16 protein-coding genes are annotated in these 19,355 nt (G+C 55.1%); 4 read left to right on the top strand and 12 right to left on the bottom strand.

The window, feature by feature from the left end; genetic code table 11:
• Positions 1-22 precede the first annotated feature (22 nt).
• Complete coding sequence (locus tag APU11_RS03890; protein WP_013096709.1) at positions 23-997, bottom strand: DUF1852 domain-containing protein; 975 nt, start codon at positions 995-997, stop codon at positions 23-25.
• A gap of 171 nt (positions 998-1,168) precedes the next feature.
• Between APU11_RS03890 and APU11_RS03885 the strand changes: the two genes are divergently transcribed.
• The gene (locus APU11_RS03885; protein ID WP_013096708.1) at positions 1,169-1,708 is read left to right on the top strand and encodes a DUF2058 domain-containing protein; all 540 of its coding nucleotides are present in this window, start codon (positions 1,169-1,171) and stop codon (positions 1,706-1,708) included.
• A 6-nt stretch (positions 1,709-1,714) separates the two neighbouring features.
• On the opposite strand, the gene APU11_RS03880 is transcribed toward APU11_RS03885, so the two are convergent.
• Together APU11_RS03880 and azoR are read right to left on the bottom strand one after the other, a co-directional pair.
• Positions 1,715-2,401 (bottom strand): RluA family pseudouridine synthase, encoded by a 687-nt coding sequence (locus APU11_RS03880; RefSeq protein WP_058650336.1) that lies wholly within the window; start codon positions 2,399-2,401, stop codon positions 1,715-1,717.
• Positions 2,402-2,491: 90 nt separating this feature from the next.
• Positions 2,492-3,097, bottom strand: a complete 606-nt coding sequence (gene azoR / locus APU11_RS03875) for an FMN-dependent NADH-azoreductase (protein ID WP_013096706.1) — start codon at positions 3,095-3,097, stop codon at positions 2,492-2,494.
• A gap of 204 nt (positions 3,098-3,301) precedes the next feature.
• Here azoR and hrpA point away from each other — a divergent pair, with 204 nt between their 5' ends.
• Positions 3,302-7,204, top strand: coding sequence for an ATP-dependent RNA helicase HrpA (gene hrpA / locus APU11_RS03870; protein ID WP_058650335.1), 3,903 nt, complete (start codon positions 3,302-3,304; stop codon positions 7,202-7,204).
• Between the two features lie 495 nt (positions 7,205-7,699).
• Here hrpA and APU11_RS03865 read toward each other — a convergent pair whose 3' ends face one another.
• The 4 genes from APU11_RS03865 to APU11_RS03850 form a co-directional block, all read right to left on the bottom strand.
• Positions 7,700-8,359 (bottom strand): O-methyltransferase, encoded by a 660-nt coding sequence (locus tag APU11_RS03865; protein WP_058650334.1) that lies wholly within the window; start codon positions 8,357-8,359, stop codon positions 7,700-7,702.
• A gap of 84 nt (positions 8,360-8,443) precedes the next feature.
• Entirely contained in the window at positions 8,444-9,823 is a 1,380-nt protein-coding gene (locus APU11_RS03860; protein WP_058650333.1) for an efflux transporter outer membrane subunit, read from the bottom strand.
• Positions 9,820-10,902: an HlyD family secretion protein gene (locus APU11_RS03855; protein ID WP_013096702.1), complete on the bottom strand. Its 1,083-nt coding sequence runs from the start codon at positions 10,900-10,902 to the stop codon at positions 9,820-9,822. Before APU11_RS03855 ends, APU11_RS03860 begins: the two co-directional genes overlap by 4 nt.
• A 22-nt stretch (positions 10,903-10,924) precedes the next feature.
• Positions 10,925-12,577, bottom strand: a complete 1,653-nt coding sequence (locus APU11_RS03850; protein WP_038980581.1) for an MFS transporter — start codon at positions 12,575-12,577, stop codon at positions 10,925-10,927.
• A 221-nt stretch (positions 12,578-12,798) separates the two neighbouring features.
• Here APU11_RS03850 and APU11_RS03845 point away from each other — a divergent pair, with 221 nt between their 5' ends.
• Positions 12,799-13,593: a YdcF family protein gene (locus APU11_RS03845; RefSeq protein WP_060578321.1), complete on the top strand. Its 795-nt coding sequence runs from the start codon at positions 12,799-12,801 to the stop codon at positions 13,591-13,593.
• Between the two features lie 67 nt (positions 13,594-13,660).
• Here the strand turns inward: APU11_RS03845 and APU11_RS03840 are convergent, their stop codons facing one another.
• From APU11_RS03840 to gap, 3 genes are all read right to left on the bottom strand, one after another.
• On the bottom strand, positions 13,661-14,323 hold the full coding sequence (locus tag APU11_RS03840) for a DUF1120 domain-containing protein (protein ID WP_013096699.1): 663 nt from the start codon (positions 14,321-14,323) through the stop codon (positions 13,661-13,663).
• Positions 14,324-14,582: 259 nt separating this feature from the next.
• Positions 14,583-15,245, bottom strand: coding sequence for a DUF1120 domain-containing protein (locus APU11_RS03835; RefSeq protein WP_013096697.1), 663 nt, complete (start codon positions 15,243-15,245; stop codon positions 14,583-14,585).
• Between the two features lie 250 nt (positions 15,246-15,495).
• Positions 15,496-16,497, bottom strand: coding sequence for a type I glyceraldehyde-3-phosphate dehydrogenase (gene gap, locus APU11_RS03830; protein WP_013096696.1), 1,002 nt, complete (start codon positions 16,495-16,497; stop codon positions 15,496-15,498).
• Between the two features lie 189 nt (positions 16,498-16,686).
• On the opposite strand from gap, the gene cybB reads away from it, so the two are divergent.
• Positions 16,687-17,217, top strand: a complete 531-nt coding sequence (gene cybB / locus APU11_RS03825; RefSeq protein WP_013096695.1) for a cytochrome b561 — start codon at positions 16,687-16,689, stop codon at positions 17,215-17,217.
• A gap of 68 nt (positions 17,218-17,285) precedes the next feature.
• On the opposite strand, the gene APU11_RS03820 is transcribed toward cybB, so the two are convergent.
• Positions 17,286-18,353 (bottom strand): oxidoreductase, encoded by a 1,068-nt coding sequence (locus APU11_RS03820; protein WP_058650331.1) that lies wholly within the window; start codon positions 18,351-18,353, stop codon positions 17,286-17,288.
• A 13-nt stretch (positions 18,354-18,366) separates the two neighbouring features.
• Positions 18,367-19,110 (bottom strand): DeoR/GlpR family DNA-binding transcription regulator, encoded by a 744-nt coding sequence (locus tag APU11_RS03815; protein WP_020688693.1) that lies wholly within the window; start codon positions 19,108-19,110, stop codon positions 18,367-18,369.
• Between the last annotated feature and the right edge of the window lie 245 nt (positions 19,111-19,355).

Below are 19,355 nucleotides of genomic sequence, written 5' to 3'. Positions count from 1 at the left end.
TAACCCTTTTAAATTCGATTAATTAACGCGCGTAGTTATCAGACCACTGCTCGAGTACGTGTTTGTAAGGTTTGATAAATTGTTCTTCCGTGAATTTACCCTGCTCAATGGCCAGCTGGCTGCGTTCAACACGGTCGTAAACAATTTTGGTTAATGAGTGATCCTGCTGATTCAGATCGGGGCGATAGCAGTGTCCTGCCGCCGAGTTAGCGTTATAAATTTCCGGGCGATAGATCTTCTGGAACGTCTCCATCGTGCTGATGGTGGCGATCAGTTCAAGATTGGTGTAATCACTGAGCAAATCGCCGGTGAAGAAGAAGGCAAACGGCGCCACGCTGTTTTCAGGCATGAAATAGCGTACCTTCAGGCCCATTTTCGCGAAGTACTGCTCCGTCAATGACTCGCCATCCGGCGTGTACTCAATGCCCAGCACCGGGTGCTGGTTACCCGTGCGACGATAAGTGTCTTTGCTGGACACGCTCAGGCAAATCACCGGTGCTTTTTTGAAATTCTCCCGGTATTCCGGTGAATTAACAAAATGGCGGAAGATATTGCCGTGCAAGACACCAAACTTCTCCGGAATGGTGAAATGGGGCTGGTTTTTATTATGCTCCAGCAGCAGGACGCTGAAATCGTAATCGCGCACGTAAGAGGAGAAGTTATTGCCGACAATACCGTCGATGCGTTCATTGGTTTTTTTATCGACGATTGTGGTTTGCAATATTTCAATGGCCGGGAAGGTTTTCTCCGCACCAATATTCAGATCCACAGAGACGATCTCAAGCTCGACCGCGTAACGATCGGCATTGGGGTTATCCCAGCGCGCCAGGGCGTTAAAGCGGTTATTGATCATCACCAGGGTATTACGCAGGTTCTCCTGACGCTTTTCCCCGCGGGCGAGGTTGGCAAAGTTGGTGGTCGTACGCGTATTCTCTGACGGGTTATAATTTTCATCGAAGCAACTGCGCTTAAGGGTAAATGTAAAAGCTTTACTCATCTTGGTTATGCATCCTAAGTTCATGTTGCCAGGAAGTTATCAATGCATAATTTATGCCTGACGCGGTGGCGCAGGGGAAGTGACTTAATTTCACAGCAACATGAGCGAACTTCATGAACTGCTCAGTTCCAGTTATACTGCCCAAAATTTCCAACCGGTTTAAACAAACTCATGACAAAACTCACCTTACAAGAGCAGATGCTGAAAGCGGGCTTAGTCTCCAGCAAGAAAATGGCCAAAGTTCAGCGCACGGCCAAGAAATCCCGCGTGCAGGCGCGTGAGGCCAGAGAGGCGGTAGAAGAGAACAAAAAAGCGCAGCTTGAGCGTGACAAACAGTTGAGCGAGCAGCAAAAACAGGCCGTGCTCGCCAAAGAGTTTAAGGCGCAGGTGAAGCAGTTGATTGAGATGAACCGCATCACGGTGGCAAAAGGCAACATCACCTTTAACTTCACCGACGGCAATTTGATCAAAAAAATCGAGGTGGATAAGGCAACCCAGACCCAGTTAATTAACGGTCGTCTGGCCATCGCACGTCTGGTGATTAACGCTAATGGCGATTGCGAATACGCCATTATCCCGGCGGTGGTGGCGGATAAAATTGCCCAGCGCGATGCCGACAGTATTGTGTTAAATAGCGCCCTGAGTCAGGAAGAGCAGGATGAAGACGATCCGTATGCCGATTTCAAAATCCCTGACGATTTGATGTGGTAAGACGGTTCAGAACGGTGCGGCGTGACGGGCGTTAACCGGCTCGCCGCTCACCGGATGAATAAAATTCAACTGACTGGCATGCAGCATCAGCCTCGGCGTTGTTCCGCTGCCAGGCCACGTCCGTCCTCCATATAAATCGCAGCCTAAAATCGGGTGGCCCAGCAGCTGACAGTGAATGCGCAACTGGTGGGTTCGCCCCGTTTCAGGCGTCAGTTCTACCCGCGTGAGCGGCATCGCCGCGTTTTGATGCAGGCGTTCCACCACCCGATAGCGTGAACGGGCGGGTTTGCCGTTAACGGCACAGATCGACATCAGCGGAAACAGCGCCGGGTCTTTGGCAATCGGCGCGTCAATTATCCCTTCATTGTTTTCCAGGTGGCCGCAAAGCAGGGCGCTGTAGACTTTTTCCACGCTGCGCTGGCTGAACTGCTGACACAGCGCGGCGTTGATCGACTTATTACGTGCAATCACCATCAGGCCGGACGTGCCAAAATCCAGGCGATGCACCAGCGTGCAGCCAGGAAAGTTTTGAACCAGACGATAGTGCACCGAATCGAGATTTTGCGGATTTTTACCTGAGAGGCTAAGCAGACCGGAAGGTTTATTGATCAGCAGCAGATGTTCATCCTGCCAGAGGATCTCAATGTCGTCATGACACGGTGGGGCAATAAAAGAATCAATAATCGCAGACATCAGGCCGCCCGGCTGGAGAGTGGGAGCGGATGATAACGAAATGCGGGAGAAAAGAAAAACCCTCTCACCGGGCGGTGAGAGGGGGAAATCTTAGGCAGCCACCAGGCTGTCGATCGCGGCTTTCGCGTCAGTCTGTGCTTTGGTCGCCACTTCAGGACCGTAAGCGATACCTTCTGCAAACACGAAGTTCACGTCGGTGATCCCGATGAAGCCCAGGAACAGGCTCATGTACGGCGCAACCAGGTCGGTTGGGGTATCTTTATGAATACCGCCACGGCTGGTCAGCACGATGGCACGCTTGCCTTTCACCAGACCTTCCGGGCCATTTTCGGTGTAACGGAAGGTAACACCAGCGCGAGCCACCAGGTCGAAGTAGTTCTTCAGTTGGGTTGGGATGTTGAAGTTGTACATTGGGGCGTTGATCACGATAACGTCGTGCGCCTGCAGTTCAGCAATCAGCTCATCAGAGAGCGCCAGGGCTTCCTGCTGGCGTGGGCTCAGCGGTGCATCGCTTGGACGCAGCGCGCCAACCAGCTCGCCATCCAGCACAGGAATTGGGTTTGCAGCCAGGTCACGCACGGTGATTTGGTCTGCGGAATGGTGTTCACGCCACTGTTCAACGAAGTAATCAGACAGCTGACCAGACTGAGAGTACCCTGCCAGAATACTGGATTTCAAAACTAATACTTTGCTCATGGGTGATTCCTGTTTTGCATTTGATTGAAGGGGGTTGCCCCGTTGCTTGTTGACACTTTATTCACAATCCTGCCACAGAGATAGCGCAATATATCGAAGCCTATGTTCGAATTTTTTGAATAAGGCGTGGGAAGCGCTGATGTGGTACTCTATAGCAATCATTACAAAGAGATTTTATCCGGCAGTGCACTGCCCGTTAATGCTATGACAGAACAACAAAAATTGACCTTCCCGATGCTCCTGCAACAGCTTGATTCACTGATGTTGCGCGATAAACAGCGCTTTGCTCGCCGCTTGCACGGGGTGAAGAAGGTTAAAAATCCTGATGCACAACAGGCCATTTTCCAGGAGATGGCGAAAGAGATTGAACAGGCGGCAGGGAAAGTTGTGCTGCGCGAAGCGGCTCGTCCGGCAATTACCTATCCGGAAAATCTGCCCGTCAGTCAGAAGAAGCAGGAGATCCTCAACGCCGTGCGCGACCACCAGGTGGTGATCGTGGCGGGGGAGACCGGCTCGGGGAAAACCACACAGCTGCCAAAAATCTGTATGGAGCTCGGCCGCGGAGTGAAGGGCCTGATTGGTCATACCCAGCCGCGTCGTCTGGCGGCGCGTACCGTGGCGAACCGTATTGCCGAGGAGCTGCAAACGGAGCCGGGCGGCTGCATCGGTTATAAGGTGCGTTTCAGCGACCATGTGAGCGATAACACCATGGTCAAGCTGATGACCGACGGTATCCTGCTGGCGGAAATTCAGCAGGATCGTCTGCTGATGCAGTACGACACTATCATTATTGATGAGGCGCACGAGCGCAGTCTGAACATCGACTTCCTGCTCGGCTACCTGAAAGAGCTACTGCCGCGTCGCCCGGATCTGAAAATTATTATCACCTCCGCGACCATCGACCCGGAGCGTTTCTCAAAACATTTCAATAACGCACCGATTATTGAAGTTTCCGGTCGTACCTATCCGGTAGAAGTGCGCTATCGCCCGATCGTGGAGGAGGCGGAGGATACCGAGCGCGACCAGTTGCAGGCAATTTTCGACGCCGTTGACGAACTGGGCAATGAGAGCGCGGGCGACATTCTGATCTTTATGAGCGGCGAGCGTGAGATCCGCGATACCGCCGATGCGCTCAGCAAGCGCGATCTGCGCCACACGGAAATTTTGCCGCTTTACGCTCGTCTCTCCAACAGCGAACAGAACCGCGTGTTCCAGCCACACAGCGGGCGCCGCATCGTGCTGGCAACCAACGTGGCGGAAACCTCGCTGACCGTGCCGGGCATCAAGTATGTGATTGATCCGGGTACGGCGCGTATCAGCCGCTACAGCTACCGCACCAAGGTACAGCGTCTGCCGATTGAGCCGGTTTCACAGGCGTCGGCCAACCAGCGTAAAGGGCGCTGTGGACGTGTGTCGGAGGGGATCTGTATTCGTCTCTATTCAGAAGACGATTTCCTCTCCCGCCCGGAGTTTACCGACCCGGAGATCCTGCGCACCAACCTCGCTTCCGTCATCCTGCAGATGACCGCGCTGGGGCTGGGCGATATCGCCGCTTTCCCGTTTGTCGAAGCGCCGGACAAACGCAATATTCAGGACGGCGTACGCCTGCTGGAAGAGCTGGGGGCGATCACCACTGACGAGCAGGCCACCGCGTATAAACTGACGCCGCTGGGACGGCAGCTCAGCCAGTTGCCGGTGGACCCGCGTCTGGCGCGCATGGTGCTGGAAGCGCAAAAACACGGCTGTGTGCGCGAGGCGATGATCATCACCTCGGCGCTCTCCATTCAGGATCCGCGTGAACGGCCAATGGACAAACAGCAGGCGTCGGATGAAAAACACCGTCGCTTCCACGACAAAGAGTCGGATTTCCTTGCCTTCGTGAACCTGTGGAACTACCTCGGCGAGCAGCAGAAAGCGCTGTCATCTAACCAGTTCCGCCGTCAGTGCCGCGTGGATTTCCTCAACTACCTGCGCGTGCGCGAGTGGCAGGATATTTACACCCAACTGCGCCAGGTGGTGAAAGAGCTGGGTATTCCGGTGAACAGTGAACCGGCGGAGTACCGCGAAATTCACATCGCATTGCTGACCGGACTGCTGTCCCATATCGGCATGAAGGATGCCGAAAAGCAGGAGTATACCGGTGCGCGCAACGCCCGTTTCTCCATCTTCCCCGGCTCCGGGTTGTTCAAGAAACCACCCAAGTGGACCATGGTTGCTGAACTGGTGGAAACCAGCCGTCTGTGGGGGCGTATTGCCGCGCGTATCGATCCGGAATGGGTGGAGCCGGTGGCGCAACACCTGCTGAAACGCTCATACAGTGAACCGCACTGGGAGCGCGCGCAGGGGGCGGTGATGGCAACCGAAAAAGTGACCGTCTACGGTCTGCCGGTGGTGGCCGCGCGTAAGGTCAACTACAGCCAGATTGACCCGGCGCTGTGCCGCGAGCTGTTTATCCGCCACGCGCTGGTGGAGGGCGACTGGCAGACGCGTCACGCCTTCTTCCGTGAAAACCTCAAGCTGCGTGCCGAAGTGGAAGAGCTGGAGCACAAATCCCGTCGTCGCGACATTCTGGTGGATGACGAGACGCTGTTCGAATTTTACGACCAGCGCATCAGCCACGATGTCATTTCCGCCCGCCACTTTGACAGCTGGTGGAAGAAGGCCAGCAAAGAGACGCCGGATCTGCTCAACTTTGAAAAGAGCATGCTGATTAAAGAAGGGGCGGAGTCGGTCAGTAAGCTCGACTACCCGAACTTCTGGCATCAGGGCAACCTTAAGCTGCGGCTGACCTATCAGTTTGAGCCGGGAACGGACGCGGATGGTGTCACCGTTCATATCCCGCTGCCACTGCTAAACCAGGTAGATGAGAGTGGATTTGAGTGGCAAATTCCCGGCCTGCGCCGCGAACTGGTGATTGCGCTGATCAAATCGCTGCCGAAACCGGTGCGGCGTAACTTTGTTCCGGCCCCTAACTACGCCGAAGCGTTTTTAGGCCGCGTCACGCCGCTGGAGATGCCGCTGCTGGATGCGCTGGAGCGTGAGTTCCGCCGCATGACCGGTACCACCATTGACCGCGAAGACTGGAACTGGGATCAGGTGCCCGATCACCTGAAAATCACCTTCCGCGTGGTGGACGATAAAAACAAGAAGCTGCAGGAAGGCCGTTCGCTCACCGCGCTGAAAGAGGCGCTGAAAGGCAAAGTGCAGGAGACCTTGTCCGCGGTGGCGGATGATGGGATTGAGCAGAGCGGGCTGCACATCTGGAGCTTTGGTCAGCTCCCCGAAAGCTACGAGCAAAAACGCGGTAACTACAAAGTGAAGGCCTGGCCTGCACTGGTGGATGAGCGCGACAGCGTGGCGATCAAGCTGTTTGATAACCCGCAGGAACAGCAGCAGATGATGTGGCGCGGGCTGCGCCGCCTGTTGCTGCTCAACATCCCGTCGCCGATCAAGTATCTGCACGAGAAGCTGCCGAACAAAGCCAAGCTGGGGCTGTACTTTAACCCGTACGGCAAAGTGCTGGATCTGATCGACGACTGCATCTCCTGCGGCGTGGACAAGCTGATCCACGAGGCGGGCGGTCCGGTCTGGTCAGAAGAGGGCTTTGCTCAGCTTCATGAAAAGGTACGCGCGGAGCTGAACGACACCGTGGTCGATATTGCCAAACAGGTCGAGCAGATCCTCACCACCGTGTTCAATATCAACAAACGCCTGAAAGGGCGCGTGGATATGACCATGGCGCTGGGGCTTTCGGATGTCAAAGCGCAGATGGCGGGCCTGGTGTACCGGGGCTTTGTCACCGGCAATGGCTTCAACCGTCTCGGCGACACGCTGCGTTACCTGCAGGCGATTGAAAAACGGCTGGAGAAAATGGCCATCGATCCGCATCGTGACCGTGCCCAGATGCTGAAAGTTGAAAACGTGCAGCAGGCGTGGCAGCAGTGGTTAAACAAACTGCCACCGGCACGTCGTGACGATGAAGACGTTCAGGCGATCCGCTGGATGATCGAAGAGTTACGCGTCAGCTTCTTTGCCCAGCAGCTCGGTACGCCGTATCCGATTTCGGATAAACGTATTTTGCAGGCGATTGAGCAGATTTCGGCTTAACACCCTGTTTTCTCCCTCTCTCTCCGGGCTGAGGGATCCCCATAAATAATGCCTGCACAGACGGCCCCCTCTCCCTTTGGGAGAGGGCTGGGGTGAGGGGGAACATACGGCTGTGGAGGTCATTCCGTTCACTTTATGTTCCTTGCTACTCTGTAACGGCATGACTTGTGAACGTGCCAGGGCGGCTCAGTCGCCGCCGCCCTGGCGACCCGGGCTCCCGGCGGTAAATCGCCGCTTCGCGGTGCCTTCGGCTTATTCCTTCCGGCTTATCGGGGACGGGCGGATGTAACGTCCCTGTAAAGCCGCCCTCTCGGCGCATCCATGCGCCTCGCCCCGGCCTGCAGGAAACGCCTCAGCGATTTACAGCCGGACCAGGGCGTCGCTATAAGTCATTCATTTTCCTGAAGCAACATTCATCGCTTTCGGTAAAAAATTACTGGGGATCCCTCTCCCGGTGGGAGAGGACCGGGGTGAGGGCATCAGGCCGCACAATTTTCACCCGTTCACAATTGCCAGCGTAAACCCATCCCACCCCTTAACCCCGACCGTTTGCAGCGCGGTGGTGGTTAAGCGCGGATTGTCCCCCATCATCTCGATAAACCGGCGAACACCCTGCACGCGCGCGTCGTCGCTTTGGCCGTTAATCACTTCGCCATCGCGCACCACGTTATCGCCGATAATCACCGTGCCGGGGCGGGAGTAGTGCAGCGCCCATTCGAGGTAGCCGGGATTGTTTGGCTTATCAGCATCAATAAAGATCAGGTCGAACGGCGGAACGTCGCCGAAATTTTCCAGAGAAGTCAGCGCCGGGCCTTCGATGAGTTCAATGCGTTGGTTGAGACCGGCAAGCTGAATATTCTGCCGCGCCACGCGGGCATGCGTGGAATCGGCCTCAAGCGTAATCAGCTTTCCGTCCGGCGGCAGGGCGCGCGCCATCCAGATTGAACTGTAAGCACCCAGCGTACCGATCTCCAGAACGCGCCGCGCCTGCGTCATGCGCACTAACAGCGCCAGCAGTTGCCCCTGATTGGCCGCAACATCGTGTTCGGGGAGTCCGGCGCGCTGGTTGTTTTCCAGTACCTTGCTCAGTACCTCATCTTCAGGAATAAGCGACGAAATCATGAAATTATCAACTGCAGACCACTGTTGTTGCATAAATTGTCTCCTGAGGGGGAATCGCCGGGTGGCGGCTGCGCCTTACCCGGCCTGTGTGACGAAATCCAGGCCCGTTAAGCGCCTTCAGAGATTGACCCAACCGCCGCCCAGCGCTTTATACAAATCAATCTGCGCCAGCAGCAGGTTATTTTTCACCTGCACCACGTTGGTTTGCACCGAGTAAAGTGTACGCTGTGCGTCGAGCACATCCAGATAAGATGAATAGCCGTTGCGATAGCGGTTCTGCGCAATGCGCAGCGTCTCCTGGGCCACCTCCTGCTGGGCCAGCAGTTCGCTAAGTTGTTCCTGATAACGCGTAATGGCGTCAAGGCTGTTGTTCACTTCGGCAAACGCATTGCGCACGGTTTTCTCATAGGCGTACAGCGCCTGATTACGCTGCGACTGGGAGATATCCACCTGCGCATTCAGCGCCTGGCGGTTCAGCAGTGGGGCGAGAATACTGCCGCCTGCGCTCCAGAGCTGTAACGGGTTGTCCAGCAGGCCGGAAAGGGTGCGATCCTGAATCGATCCGGTCGCCGTCAGGTTGATCGACGGCAACAGGCTGGCGCGCGAGGCGGCAAGGCTGGCATCGGCCGCAATAAGCTGACGCTCCGCCTGAACGATGTCAGGTCGTCGGTTAAGCAACGATGACGGCAACTGTGAAGGCAGCCTGAGCGGTGTAAGCGTGCTGAAGCTTTCACTGCGCGCCACCTCGCCCGGGTTACTGCCCAGCAGCAGACTCAGGGCATTCTCTTGCTGCGCGATCTGATGCTGCAGCAGCGGCACCTGCGCCCGGGTGGCCCGCAGCTCAGAGTCAGACTGCATCAGCTCCAGGCGCGAACTGTAGCCCGTTTCAAACTGCCGTTTAGCAAGATTAAATGCCTCTTCGCGTGATTTCAGCGTGGACTCGGTGACGCGAAGCTGTTCGTCAAGCGAGAGCAGGGTGACATACCCGGAGGCCACCGACGAGGCGACAGTTAAATCTGCGGCAGCGGCGGCGGCTTTTTGCGCCTCCAGCGAGGCCTGCGCGGCATTGGCCGTGCTGCGGTTGACGCCCCAGATATCCACATCATAGCTGGCGGTGAGGCTGCCTTTGTACAGAGTACTGTATACCGGTAACCCCGTGGCGGCCGATTGCGTCCGGGCGCGGGTGCCGGTTACGCCCGCATCCAGCGACGGAAACAGGCTGCCGTCAGCGGCATAGACTCTTGCCTGATACTCATTGATCCGTTCGCGGGCGATCAGCACGTCGCTGTTATTTTTCAGCGCCTGATCCACGTAGCGGTTGAGATTGTTGTCGTGAAAATTTCGCCACCACAACTGCTCAGGCGCGCTGGCGGGGCCGGATGCCGCCCGCCACTGGGCAGGAATATGCAGTGACGGTTGGGCAGGTTTGACATCCACCGACTGGCATCCGGCAAGCAGAACGGCAACCAGCAGGCTGGCTAGCGGGCGAAGTGTCATTGCTTCGCCTCCCGCGTATCAATGGTCACCTGTACCGACATGCCAGGACGCAACAGTGCCGACTCTTCCGGCTTACCCAGCACTTCGATACGCACCGGAATACGCTGGGCGATTTTGACAAAGTTCCCGGTGGCGTTATCCGGCGTGATGGCACTGAATTCGACGCCGGTCGCCGGGGAGATGCTCTCCACGCGACCCTGATAGGCTTTGTTATTGAGCGCATCAACGGTAAATTTCACCGGCTGGCCCACGCGCAGCTCCGCGAGCTGGGTCTCTTTAATATTGGCGATCACCCAGTGCTGCGGCGGTACCAGGGTGGTGAGATGCGTCCCGGCCGTGACATACGCGCCCAGACGCACCGCGATCTGCCCCAGCTGGCCGTCACGCGGCGCCACAATGCGGGTATTTTGCAGGTCGATTTGTGCCAGCTCCAGCGCCGCTTTGGCGTTTTCCACATCCGCCTCCAGCGCACCACGATTCACAATTACCGTCTGCAGATCCTGGCGCGACATCTCAAGCGTCGCTTTTGCCTGCTCAATATCGGCACTGCCCTGGGCCGCGCTGGCCAGCGCCGCGTCGCGTTCGCGGATGGAGAGCGATCCGTCAGCCGTCAGGTCTTTCACCCGCTTTAAATCCGCCTGGGTTTTCAGACTCTGGGCGCGGGCATTTTTCAGCGCGGCGTCATTTTTTGCGATGACGGCTTCCGCGCTTTTACGTTGCTGGAGGTTGTTATTCAGGGCGGCAATTTTCATCGCCAGCTGCGCCTCGGCCTGATGTACCCGCTGGCGATAGATACGGTCATCGATCTGCAGCAGAAGCTCGCCTTTTTTAACCTGCGCGAAATCCTGTACCTTCACTTCGGTGATATAGCCATTTACCTGCGGGCTGATGAACGTGGTCTGGCCGCGCACGTAAGCGTTATCGGTAAACTGCGCGTGGCGGGTGAACGGCGGGAGCTGCCACGCGTAAAGGATCACCAGCACGCCGACAATACCGATGGCAGCGGCGGTGAAAACGGAAACAATGCGCACATTTTTGCGGGTGTTGGCCTGCTCTTTGGCGGCATCCTGCTGACTCATAAACTCTCCAGAAATATTTCAATTATTTGTTGCCGGTGGCGTTCTTAAGCGCCATACGGGCAGTGATGCGCAGGCGCAGCAAGCGCCATAAAATCCAGACCAGCGTGGCCGCGGCAATACTCGCGGTCAGTAAATAGGTGTCGTTGTAAGCCAGAATGTTTGCCTCAAGCGCGGTCACCGTCTGCAACTGGGTGATCGCCTGCGTGCCCAACAGGGCGCTGTCGCCAATCAGGCTTTTGTACATCTGGGTATAAAGCTGAATCCGCTCGTTAACCAGCGGATTGAGCGTGGTGAGCTGGTCCGCCAGCAGGCTGGAGTGATACTTTTCGCGCCAGGTCTGGAAGGTACCGAGAATAGCCGAGCCCAGCAGGCCGCCGAGGTTCTGGCTCATGCCGAACATTACCGAGAAGCTCACCAGATTACGCGGGTCGGCGATCACGCCGCCAATGGCGGCCAGCATCGCGGGGGCGAGGAAGAAGGCACTGCCAAAGCCCAGCAGGAACTGGCTGAGCATCAACTGATCCGGGCGCGTCAGGTTGTTGGACTGGCTGTCCAGCAGCGAGGCGACAATCATCAGCACCAGGGAGGTGATAATCGGCCACGCCAGTTTGGTCGGCTTAATGGTCAGACAGCTGGTGACGATCCCGCAGACGATCCCGGCAAATATGGACCACGCCAGGTGCGTCATCTGCTCGTTCTGTAACCCCACGTACTGCAGCCAGCCGATGACGCCGGTGTTTTGCTCGGCCAGCACGATGCGGATCAGCAGCATAATCAACCCAAGGCGCACAATACTGCCGCTCGACAGCCAGCGGGTGTTCAGCAGCGGGTTACTGCGGTTATGTTCGAACACGATGGCGGAAACAATCAGCACCAGCGAGAGCGCCAGCGACCAGCCGATCCACGGCGCTTCAAACCACCAGTCCAGACGGCCCAGCGACAGCACCGCGCACAGCAGCGCCATACCCGGTGCCAGTAAAAAGAAGGTGATAAAGTCTTTTTTCTCAAAGACCTTACGCCGATCGCCTGGCGGCAGTTTCAGCGCAATCACGCACGCCAGCGAGATGAGGGCCAGCCCCAGCTCGAAGAAATAGAGCCCGCGCCACTCATCAAGCTGCAACAGCTCGGTTGAAAAGAGTCTCGCCAGCGGAATGGCCAGTGACGAGCCGGTGATGCCAATGGTCAACGCCTTCAGGCGGTGTTTCGCCGGCCAGGCCTGGATCTGGTAATAAATCCCCAGCGAGCTGAGCGCGGCGGCCACCATCCCGTGCGCGGCGCGCACCATCAGCGCCGAGCTAAGATCGTTGACAAACAGGTGGAAAAAAGTGACCAGCACATACAGCACCAGAAAACCTTCGGTGAAGGCGCGCAGACCATACTGCTGGCGGAATTTCACCAGCAGCAGGTTAATGGAGATATTGGTCATTACATAGACCGCCGGTAGCCAGGCGATCTCGGTTGACCAGGCGCCAAAGGTGCCCTGCAAATTTTGCAGGTTGGCGGTGACTACCGCATTCCCCAGGGCGCCCGTCAGGCAAACCAGCAGACCGACAACGCCATAGGCAATCCGCTTTGGCGTGCTGTGCTCCGGCGTGGAGGGTGAACCCAGCAGGGCGGGTTTCTCGTGTGGCTGCCACTCGCGAGGAGCATAAGGGTCGCGTTCGGGCAGGCGCATAACGTCGTTTACCTTTGATAAAATGGAAGAATTAACAGGCTGGCGATTCTACGTCTGCCGTAAAACATAATACAAGTGAATATGATTTACGCATGTTAATCAAATGTTGAACTGAAGGTTTTAGGAAAAAGAGCGGCCTTATCGCTGGCACTTTAGGAATCAACGCCTGTTTTGACGCGACAAGTGCGGTACGCTAATCCAAATGCTGTAAGGAGGTTACGATGATACCGACAATTTTTCCCTGTTTGCCCGGCAGCACGCTCAGTGCCGTAAACACGGTTGGGCAGTGGCTGGCGCAGGATGACCTGCAACCGGGTCAGTCCGTGGATATGGTGATTCTGGCGGGGAATGCCGTCATTCCAACCATCGAAGCTGCCTGCCGTCTGGCGGCGGAGAAGGGGGTGCCCATGATCATTAGCGGAGGCATCGGACACTCCACCACTTTTCTCTATGCCGCAATTGCGAAACATCCGCGCTATCACACCATTCCCACCACGGGCCGGGCAGAGGCGGCTATCCTGGCGGATATCGCCCGTCAATTCTGGCAGATCCCGGCAGACCGGGTGTGGGTGGAAGATCAGTCAACGAACTGCGGGGAGAACGCCCGCTTTAGCCGCGAATTAATGAAGCACCATCAGTTTGCCCCTGAAAGGGTGCTGGTGGTGCAGGATCCAACCATGCAGCGCCGCACCATGGCAACGTTCGCCCGCGTGTGTCGGGACGAACCCGTATCGCCGGAATGGGTGAGCCACGCGGGCTTTACGCCCGTCCTGCAAAACGGCGACGATGGGCTGGAGTTCAGCGATTCCGGAGAAGGGATCTGGCCGGTGGAACGCTATTTGTCGCTGGTGCTGGGTGAACTGCCGCGCCTTCGCGACGATGTTAACGGTTACGGTCCGGCAGGACGTGATTTTATTGCCCATGTGGAGATACCTGATGAGATCGAGGCGGCGTGGAATATCTTACGCAACGATGTCATTTTGACCGATGCGTTGGTAAGCCGATCCCTGTTGTGAATGTGGACGCAAAAAAATACCGGGCCAGCGTTTGCCGCTGACCCGGTATTGAACAAAGCGCGAAAAATTACAGATAAACCAGCGTCATGGTGTTCTGGCCGTCCAGTGGGGTATCGTCGGTAATGGCCAGGGTGGAGGTATCCCAAATCACCAGGTTGGTCACGAAGTTAAAGTTAGCCGTGGTGATAGCCAATGGGGTGGTGGTGCCGGTTTCAGCAAAGGCGATGGTCTGGAAAGTATCGCTGCGTGGAATACCGGAATATTTCCAACTTGTTGCGGACCAGTCGTGGTTATGCCCAATAGGGTCTACAGTTTTACCGTCTGCGGTGGTACCGGTCATCCACATGCCGTAGTTACCGATCTTTTTCCCGTCGTTCGTGAAACCAACGCCATAAGTATAATATTTATTTGTAATATTCTTATTCTTACCAATATCAACAGGAAGTTGTGCGTTGCTGTCGCTGCGATTATCGGTGATAGTGAAACCTATTTTGGTTGGCGCAGAGCAATTTATGGTCACAGGTATCTGTTTCTGACCGAGTTGATTATGTGAGTTTTCGGATAACTCACCGAGACGAATAAAGCCGTAATCGATAACACCGCCGTTACCCAGCTCAGCAGTACATGCTGCGTTGGTTAATGTACCTTTAACCTTAATAACAGCAGTTCCGGCTGCAAAAGCTGATGTGGTGCTCAACGCGATGGCTGTAGCCAGAATGATTTTTTTCATCCTTGATTTTTCCTTTTCATGAATATAAGACATGCGGGAATGATAAGTGAACGCAGCGATGGCGTTCCCATTCACCTGGCGGAAATAATATTGAGTATTGAGTTTTTGGTATATTTATTAAAGTTGAATTTATTTTGTAGAAAAACTAAAGATATGCGAAAGCGACAAATAAAAGAAGGCTTTTTATTTGTTGTGTGAATATAACGGGGAAAAGTACCGGTTCAGGGTTACGCTGAACCGGTATAAGCAAATTATATGATTAGAGATATACCAGGGTCATCGTCGCCTGACCGTCGAGAGGAGTATCGTCGGTAATCGCCAGCGCAGTAGTGTCACGAATCGTCAGATTAGTAACAAAGTTAAAGTTAGCTGTGGTGATAGCCAACGGTGCGGTGGTCCCTGTATCAGCAAAGGCGACGGTCTGGAACGCATCACTACGCGGAATACCGCTTTTTTTCCAGATATCAGGATTCCAGTCGTGGTTGTTGACAATCGGGTCTACGACTTTGCCATCTGCCGTGACATCCGTCATCCACATGCCGTAGTCACCAATATTTACGCCTTCGGACGTGGTACCCACGCCGTAAGTATAATATTTCACCGACTGGTTTAAGTTTTTACCGATATCAACCGGCAGTCGCGCGTTGCTGTCGCTACGGTTATCAAGAATGGTAAAGCCCACTTTGGTTGGCGAAGAACAGGTAATGGTGACAGGTACCTGTTTTTGTCCCAAATTATTATTTTCCAGTGCAGAAAGTTCTCCGAGGCGAATATAGCCGTAATCAATGACCCCGCCGTTGCCGATAGAAGGCGTACACGCCGCATTGGTCAACGTTCCGTGTACTTTTAATACAGCGGTAGGTTCTGCGAAAGCTGATGCGCTGGCCAGTGCAATTAATGAAGCCAAAATAACTTTTTTCATTGTTGTTCCTTAACAATTTCATAGGGGGTATTTGTTTTGACAGACCGCTTGCCTGTCTTGTGATTTATATTATTGGGAGTGTTTATGAAATTAAAGCAAGCATATTTAAAACTTCATTTTAGAAGTTCTAATGATAATTAACGTGTGATTCAAAAATTTCGTGAATAATTTTATTCTGGAAAACAGATGATGAAGAGTAAGCCATGCGGTAAGGGAGAGCGACGGATGGTATGACCACCCGTCAGCGTTATTAAAGTGCGGCGTATTTATCAAGCGTGCGCACCAGCTGCGTCACAAAGCCATACTCGTTGTCATACCAGGCGACGGCTTTCACCAGTTGCAGTTCGCCCGCCTCGGTCACTTCGGTTTGCGTGGCGTCAAACACCGAGCCAAAGTGCGAGCCAATGACATCTGACGACACAATCTCTTCATCGGTATAGCCAAAGGATTTATTTCCCTGCGTCGCTTTTTTCAGTGCGGCATTCACCTCTTCAACGGTGACCTTTTTGCCCAGAATGGCGACCAGTTCCGTTACCGAGCCGGTTTTCACCGGTACGCGCTGGGCATGACCTTTCAGTTTGCCGCTGAGTGCCGGGATCACCAGGCCAATCGCTTTGGCAGCACCCGTGGTGTGGGGAATGATGTTCTCCGCCGCCGCGCGTGAGGCGCGCAGATCTTTCCCGCGCGGACCATCCACCAGCGCCTGGGTACCGGTATAGGCGTGAATGGTGGTCATGGTGCCCACTTTAATCTCAAAAGCATCGTGCAGGGCTTTTGCCAGCGGGGCGAGGCAGTTGGTGGTGCAGGAGGCGACAGAGATAATGGTATCGCTGGCGTCAATGGTGTCGTCGTTAACGTTAAACACAATGGTTTTCATCTCACCTGCTGGCGCGGAGATCAGGACTTTTTTGGCGCCAGCATCCAGATGCGCTCTGGATTTTTCTTCCGACGTATAAAAACCGGTGCATTCCACGACGATATCCACCCCAGCGGCTTTCCACGGGATATGTCTGGCCTCTTTCTCGGCGTACACCGCGATGGTTTTACCGTCCACAATCAGCGCGTCTTCGGTGAAATCCACGCTCCATGGGAAGCCGCCGTAGTTAGAATCATGCCGGAGCAGATAGGCCAGTACTTTGGGAGAGGTGAGGTCGTTGATGGCGACGACGGTGTTGCTGTCCTGGGTTTCAAGAAGGCGACGAAGTACCAGGCGTCCAATGCGTCCAAATCCGTTAATGCCAATTTTACTCATGGTTTTCTCCTGTAAACGTGTCGATGCGACAGTTTGAACTTATCCAGGCTTAGACCATGAGGGGCGGGGCAGCAATTGAAGATGCTTCATGCCCCGGGAAGTATTTGAAAATCCATACAGAAAAGTTAATGAATTTTTAAGGAAAGGTCGTTATGTTGGCGCGGTAACTGTTTTTTATCGGAAAATCACATGCGCACTAAATATACAGGTCTGCAAATCGGCATTCACTGGCTGGTGTTTCTGTTAGTTATCGTCGCCTACTGCGCCATGGAGTTCAGAGGCTTCTTTCCGCGTACCGACCGACCGCTGATCAATATGATCCACGTCTCATGCGGGATCGCTATCCTGGTATTGATGGTGACACGTCTGCTGGTGCGCCTGAAGTTCCGCGCGCCGCCGATTGAGCCGAAACCGAAAGCGATGATCACTGGCCTTTCGCATCTGGGGCATCTGGTGATTTATCTGCTGTTTATTGCTTTGCCACTGATTGGCCTGGTGATGATGTATAACCGTGGAAACGACTGGTTTGCCTTTGGCATCGCCATGCCGCACGCGGCGGAATCCAACTTTGATCTGGCTGATGGGCTAAAAGAGTGGCACGAGACGCTGGCGAACCTCGGCTATTTTGTCATTGGCCTGCACGCAGCGGCGGCGCTGATGCATCACTATTTCTGGAAAGATAATACGCTGCTGCGCATGATGCCGAAAAAGCGGCAATAGCCCTCAACACTTTTGCCGCCTTTCTCGCCGGGTGGCGCTGCGCTTACCCGGCCTACAAAACCCGTTTTTTATTGCAGCAGAGCACGCTCTTCAGCTGTTAATGCCAGCCCCTGGGTTGACCCGGTCTCTGACGATTTCACCGCCGCTTCCAGTACCGCCATCACCGCTAATGCCTCGACAGGATGAACCGGATTGGCAATCTTCCCGAGCAGAGCATCGCGCACATTAATGTAATACTGGCGCTGATCGCCTTTCGGCGTGGTAATGGTCTGCGGCGCGCCGTCAGCCCCAAAGAAGACCATACTGTCGCTGTCCTCACCCCAGGTTTCACTTCCCGGAACGATGCCGGTCAGCAGCTGGGCTTCCTGCTGATCGATACGGGCCTTCACTACGCTGCCCTTATCCCCATGGACGGTAAAGCGCGCGGTACCCCCGGCGACCAGCATGCTGGCGTGCAAAATAACCTTATGATCAGGGTAGTTTAAGACCACATGCGCCCAGTCGTTCACTTCTGCGCCGTCGCGCAGCGTCGCGATATTCCCTTGCACCGAGTGAGGCAGACCAAAGAGCTGTAGCGTCTGGTCGATCAGGTGCGGCCCCAGGTCAAACCACAGTCCGCTTCCCGGTACGTTCTGTTCTCTCCAGCGCACGCGCACTTCCGGGCGGAAGCGGTCAATGTGCGACTCAAACAGTTTCACCTTCCCGAGGGTGCCCTGTGTGATAACGTCCTTAATGCCCAGGAAATCACTGTCCCAGCGGCGGTTGTGGAACACGGAGAGAAGAAGCTGCTTTTCCTCCGCCAGGGCAATAAGATCGCGCGCTTCCTGCATATCGAGCGTGAAGGGTTTATCCACCACCACGTGTTTTCCGGCGTTCAGGGCCAGCGTGGCCAGCGGAGCATGGGTGGCGTTAGGGGAGGCGATCACCACCAGGTCAATATCAGGGTGCGTAATGGCCTCTTCCGGGGTAGTAACCACCTGCACGTCCGGCAGATCGCGCTTAACTTTCTCCTCATCACGGGAGGAAACCACCGCCAGCGTAAGCCCGTCCACAGACTGGATGAGCGGGGCATGGAAGGTTTTACCGACAAAACCATACCCGATCAGCGCAATGTTGATTGTCTTCATTTTACTCATGACCTTCTCCACGTTAATGAGCGCAAACCGTGACGGGCACTGTGCTCTGGTCCCCAAGCTCAGGCCAGGGACGATCTAAAAACAGTTGATGAATTTCGTCTAACCCGCACACCAGATACGGCTCACAGCGGTTGACTTTCAGATGGTCTGCGACGATCCAGTGCGTCTGGCTGGCGGCAAGCATCGCCCGTTTGACTTCTGCATCGGCTTCCGTCCCGGCACTCAGACCGAGTGATGAATGAAGGGCGCAGGCGCCAAGGATGGCGATATCCGCCCGATACCGTGAAAGCAGGGAGAGGGTGGCACCGCCAGCAAACAGGCGTTGCTTCTGATCCCATTTCCCGCCGAGCAGGATCAGCTCGATATCCTCCCGGTCGCTAAAAGCGTGGGCGATATCCAGCGAGGTGGTGATCACCGTCAGCGGCCCCTGAAGAAAAGAGGCCACCGCCATGACCGTACTGCCCGCATCCAGAAACAGCGTAGAGCCCGGCGGAACCTGCTGTGCCACCTGTTTTCCCAGCCGCTGCTTGGTCGCCGGCAGGAGCGTATTTCTGCCCTGGCGATTCATGGCCGAAAGATTGAGCGCGATAGCGCCTCCGTGGTTCTTCTGCGCCAGCCCTTGTTTTTCGAGGTCCGTGAGATCGCGGCGAATGGTATCCGCAGAGACCTGCAGCTTTTCTGCCAGCTCAGTGATGCTGGCCTGTCCCTGCTCGCTGATGATGTCGAGCACATATTTTTGACGCGCGGTTTTGTGCATGGCAGCAATCCTGCAAAATGTCGCAATAGTTCGCATAATACAGCATTTTGTCGCAGAGAAAAGGGCAACCACACATTAGTTCAGTTGCGTGATAATTGAGCTGTTATTGATTAAATATAAGTGAACGGTTTCTAAGGGTAATCAATATGTTATGACGATGTTTTATCTGGCTGTTTGGACTTTGTAACCAGTTAATTTCGCTTTACTGGTTTGTTGTTCTATTAAGAAACTATTTAAACCAATAA

The organism is Enterobacter sp. 50793107 (genome assembly GCF_001463365.1).
Lineage (GTDB): Bacteria > Pseudomonadota > Gammaproteobacteria > Enterobacterales > Enterobacteriaceae > Enterobacter > Enterobacter cloacae.
Note: the sequence above shows the minus strand (reverse complement) of the source record. Positions and strands in the feature narration are given on the sequence as shown.